Source organism: Sphingomonas sp. (assembly GCF_048594985.1).
Lineage (GTDB): Bacteria > Pseudomonadota > Alphaproteobacteria > Sphingomonadales > Sphingomonadaceae > Sphingomonas_I.
Map to the genome: position 1 here is coordinate 1 of NZ_JBMDXG010000108.1, position 4,068 is coordinate 4,068.

The 4,068-nt window shown below is 67.7% G+C and carries 5 protein-coding genes; 2 read left to right on the top strand and 3 right to left on the bottom strand.

Going from position 1 to position 4,068, the window contains the following annotated elements; translation table 11 throughout:
• The coding region (locus tag ACOJSF_RS04035; RefSeq protein WP_420140941.1) for an ABC transporter substrate-binding protein at window positions 1-269 on the top strand (269 nt) is incomplete at its 5' end.
• A 46-nt stretch (window positions 270-315) separates the two neighbouring features.
• Entirely contained in the window at window positions 316-534 is a 219-nt protein-coding gene (locus ACOJSF_RS04040) for a DUF4170 domain-containing protein (protein WP_420140942.1), read from the top strand.
• A gap of 5 nt (window positions 535-539) precedes the next feature.
• Here the strand turns inward: ACOJSF_RS04040 and ACOJSF_RS04045 are convergent, their stop codons facing one another.
• The 3 genes from ACOJSF_RS04045 to carB form a co-directional block, all read right to left on the bottom strand.
• Window positions 540-1,166: a rhomboid family intramembrane serine protease gene (locus ACOJSF_RS04045; protein WP_420140943.1), complete on the bottom strand. Its 627-nt coding sequence runs from the start codon at window positions 1,164-1,166 to the stop codon at window positions 540-542.
• 25 nt (window positions 1,167-1,191) lie between these two features.
• A complete protein-coding gene (gene greA / locus ACOJSF_RS04050; protein WP_420140944.1) occupies window positions 1,192-1,668 on the bottom strand; it encodes a transcription elongation factor GreA in 477 nt (158 codons plus the stop codon).
• A gap of 94 nt (window positions 1,669-1,762) precedes the next feature.
• Window positions 1,763-4,068: carbamoyl-phosphate synthase large subunit (carB, locus tag ACOJSF_RS04055; protein WP_420140945.1), on the bottom strand; the 2,306-nt coding region annotated here is incomplete at its 5' end.

Sequence of the window (4,068 nt, forward strand, 5' to 3'; positions counted from 1 at the left end):
TGTTCGACTACAAGGATGCCAAGCTGCGCATCGTCCGCGCGCAGCCGACCGCCGGCGGCGGTGCCGACGTCTTCACGCAGGTGACCAAGCCCGGCGGACAGCCGATCAACGCGGTATGGTCGACGGTCAAGGTCGGCGGCCAGTGGAAGGTGCTGAACCTCAACGTCGCCGGCATCAACGTCGCGATGGCGCAGGCCGCCGACTTCGATTCGGTGGTGCAGCGCCAGGGGTTCGACGCGCTGATCCGCATGATGAAGGCGCGCGGCTGACATCTTCCCCTTGAATCCCCCGTCCGCCAACGGCAGGAACCAAGCCATGAGCAAGATGCATCTGGTGTTCGGCGGACGGGTCAAGGATCCGCGCACTTTGGACTTCGCCGATCTGTCGCAGATCGAGGTGGTCGGCTTTTTTCCCGATTATGCCAGCGCGGAGAAAGCGTGGCGCGCCGCCGCGCAGCGTACGGTCGACGATGCCGAGATGCGCTTCGTCGTGGTGCACATGCACCGCCTGCTCGAACCCGACCTGGAGGCTTGAAGCCCTCAGGCCTTGCGGTAGCGCCAGCGGAGCAGCGGGCGCGCGAGCAGCAGGCCCGCCAGAAAGCCGCCGATATGCGCGGCGGCCGCGATCGCCACGCCCTCGGTCCGCGACGCCAGCCCCAGCAGGAGCTGCACCGCGATCCACGCCACCGCCAGCCAGGCGATGTGCAGCCAGCGCGCCACCTCGGGCGGGTATTTCGACGGAAGGCGCCGCCCGTACAGGATCGCGTAGGCCCCGACGAGCGCGGAGATGGCCCCGCTCGCCCCGATCATCGGCGTGACCGACATCGGACCCGCGATATATTGGGCGACCGCCGCCGCATAAGCACCGCAGATGTAGAGGACGAGCACGCCCGGCGCGCCGAGAGCGACCTCATCCTCGCGCCCGCAATAGAACAGCATGAGCAGATTGAAGCCCAGATGAAGCATGCCCGCGTGCAGCAAGGTGGCGCTGAGCGGGGTCAGCCATAGCGGCAACGCGCCGATCACCTGCAAGCCCGCGATCCGCGCGGGAATGAATCCGCCGATCAGCGCCGCGCCATCGCGCATGTTGAGGCTGCTGATGATCACATAGCTGGCGATGGTGACCATCCCCAGCGTCATCGCCATGCGCGGCGTGGCGGTTCTCATCGGCAGCCCCGGCAATCCGCCACGGTCAGATGAATTCGATCCGCTCGACCACGTAATAACGGTCGCCCGAGGGCACCGTGACCTCGACCTCATCCTCGACCTTGCGGCCGATCAGCGCGCGGCCGAGCGGGGAATTGTAGCTGATCTTGCCATCCTTGGCGTTCGCCTCGGTCTGGCCGACGATCTGATACTTTACCGGCTTGTCGTCCTCGTCGAGCAGGTGGACGGTCGCGCCGAACACCACCTTGTCACCCGACAGCGTGCTGGGATCGATCACGAGCGCGCGGGCGAGCTTGTCCTCGATGTCGGCGATCATCGCCTCGACCTGGCCCTGACGCTCCTTGGCCGCATGATATTCGGCATTCTCGGAAAGATCGCCGTGAGCGCGCGCTTCCTCGATCGCGTCGATGATCTGCGGGCGCTCCACCTTCAGGCGCGCGAGTTCGCTCTCGAGCATCGCCTGGCCCTCTGCCAGCATCGGCAGCTTGTCTTCGCCCGCCATGTTCGACCCAATCCCTTTTACAACGTCAGACAGAAACCTCCGCACCGCCCGCCGGGGGCGACGCCCGCATCATCACGATGTCTGGAAGCGTTCGTCAGGCATGATAGGATTGGAGCGAGCGCACTTCAAGGCTGCGCTCCCGCAATGCGGCGATCGCGCGCACCGCCGCCACCCCGGCCGCCGCCGTGGTGAAATAGGGAATGCGCGCGAGCATCGCCGAGGCACGGATCGACTTCGAATCCTGCAGCGACTGCCACCCCTCGGTCGTGTTGAATACGAGCTGCACGCCGCCATCCTTCAGCCGGTCGACGATGTGCGGGCGCCCCTGCGCGACCTTGTTCACGCGCTCGACCGCCAGCCCCTGCTCCTGCAGATAGGCGGCGGTGCCGTCAGTCGCGACGATCGAGAAACCGAGCGCGATCAGATCGCGCACGGCGGGCTCGATCACCGCCTTGTCGGTCGGTTTGACCGAGACGAATACCGTGCCCGCGCTCGGCAGGACCGTGCTTGCGCCAAGCTGCGCCTTGGCGAAGGCGGTGGCGAAATCGCGATCGATCCCCATCACCTCGCCGGTCGAGCGCATTTCGGGCGAGAGCACCGGATCGACTCCGGGGAAGCGCGCCCACGGGAACACCGCCTCCTTGACCGCGCTATGCCCGGGATCGCGCGGGATCGCGGGCAGCGCCGCGAGCTTTTCTCCAGCCATCACGCGCGCCGCGATCTTGGCGACCGGCGCGCCGACCGCCTTGGCTACGAACGGCACGGTGCGGCTGGCGCGCGGATTGACCTCGATCAGATAGACCTCGCCATCCTTGACCGCGAACTGGACGTTCATCAGGCCGCGCACCTTAAGCGCGCGGGCGAGCGCGTCGGTCTGGCGCTCGATCTCCGCCACCACCTCGGCGGGCAGGCTGTAGGGGGGCAGAGAGCAGGCGCTGTCGCCCGAATGGACGCCTGCCTCCTCGATGTGCTGCATCACGCCCGCGACCACGACATCGTCGCCGTCGCAGATCGCGTCGACATCGACCTCGATCGCGTCGCGCAGGTAACGGTCGATCAGCACCGGGCTGTCGCCCGACACCTGCACCGCCGTCTCGATATAATGGTCGAGCTGCGCGGGGCTGTCGACGACCTCCATCGCGCGCCCGCCGAGCACGTAGGATGGGCGGGTGAGCACGGGATAGACGATCCGTTCGGCCACCGCGATCGCCTCGTCCCGGCTCCGTGCGATACCGTTGGCGGGCTGCTTGAGGCCGAGCCGCTCGACCAGGTCGGCGAAGCGTTCGCGATCCTCGGCCAGATCGATCGCGTCGGGCGAGGTGCCGAGGATCGGGATCCCCGCCGCCTCCAGCTCCTGCGCCAGCTTGAGCGGGGTCTGCCCGCCGAACTGGACGATCACGCCGACACGCTCGCCGTTCGACTGCTCGACATGCAGGATCTCCAGCACGTCCTCGGCGGTCAGCGGCTCGAAATAGAGCCGATCGGACGTGTCATAGTCGGTCGACACCGTTTCCGGGTTGCAGTTGACCATGATCGTCTCGAACCCCGCATCGCTCAGCGCGAAGCAGGCGTGGCAGCAGCAATAATCGAACTCGATCCCCTGCCCGATCCGGTTGGGACCGCCGCCCAGGATCACGATCTTGCGCTTGTCCGAAGGCTGCGCCTCGTTCTCGGGCTCGCCGAAGCTCGGCGCTTCGTAGGTCGAATACATGTAGGGCGTCTTCGCCTCGAACTCGGCGGCGCAGGTGTCGATCCGCTTGAATACGGGCCGCACGCCGAGCTTATGGCGCAACGCGCGCACGTCGCGCTCGGTCACCGCGCCCGCCATCGCGCTGATCGCGTCGTGGACGATGCCGCTGCCGTGCGCCTGCGCCTGTTTCATGCCGGCCAGATTGGCCGAGCTGAGCGCCAGCCAGGCGAGGCGCTTGTCGGAGAAGCCCATCGCCTTCAGCGCGTGCAACGCGGTCGCATCCTGCGGCAGGCCCTCGCGGCAGATGCGCTCCTCCGCGCGGACGATCTCGTGCAGCCGTTCGATGAACCACGGGTCGTAGCGCGCGACGCGGCACACCTCCTCGACCGTCAGCCCTTCGCGCAGCGCCTGCGCCGCGATCAGCAGCCGGTCGGGCGTCGGCTCGGCCAGCGCCGCCTCGATCTCGGCCTTGGGCGCGCCCTTCAGCCGGCGCATGCCCTTCGCATCCTGCGGCAGGCCGTTCTCCATCACCTCGGCCTCGGCCGCGACGATCTCCGCCATCCGCTCCAGGAACCACGGGTCATAGGCCGCGAGCGCATGCACCTCGGCCACCGTGAAGCCCTCACGCAGCGCCTGCGCGGCGATCAGCAGCCGGTCGGGCGTGCGCTGCGCCAGCGCCGCCTCGATCACGTCGCGCGGCGCACCCTGCA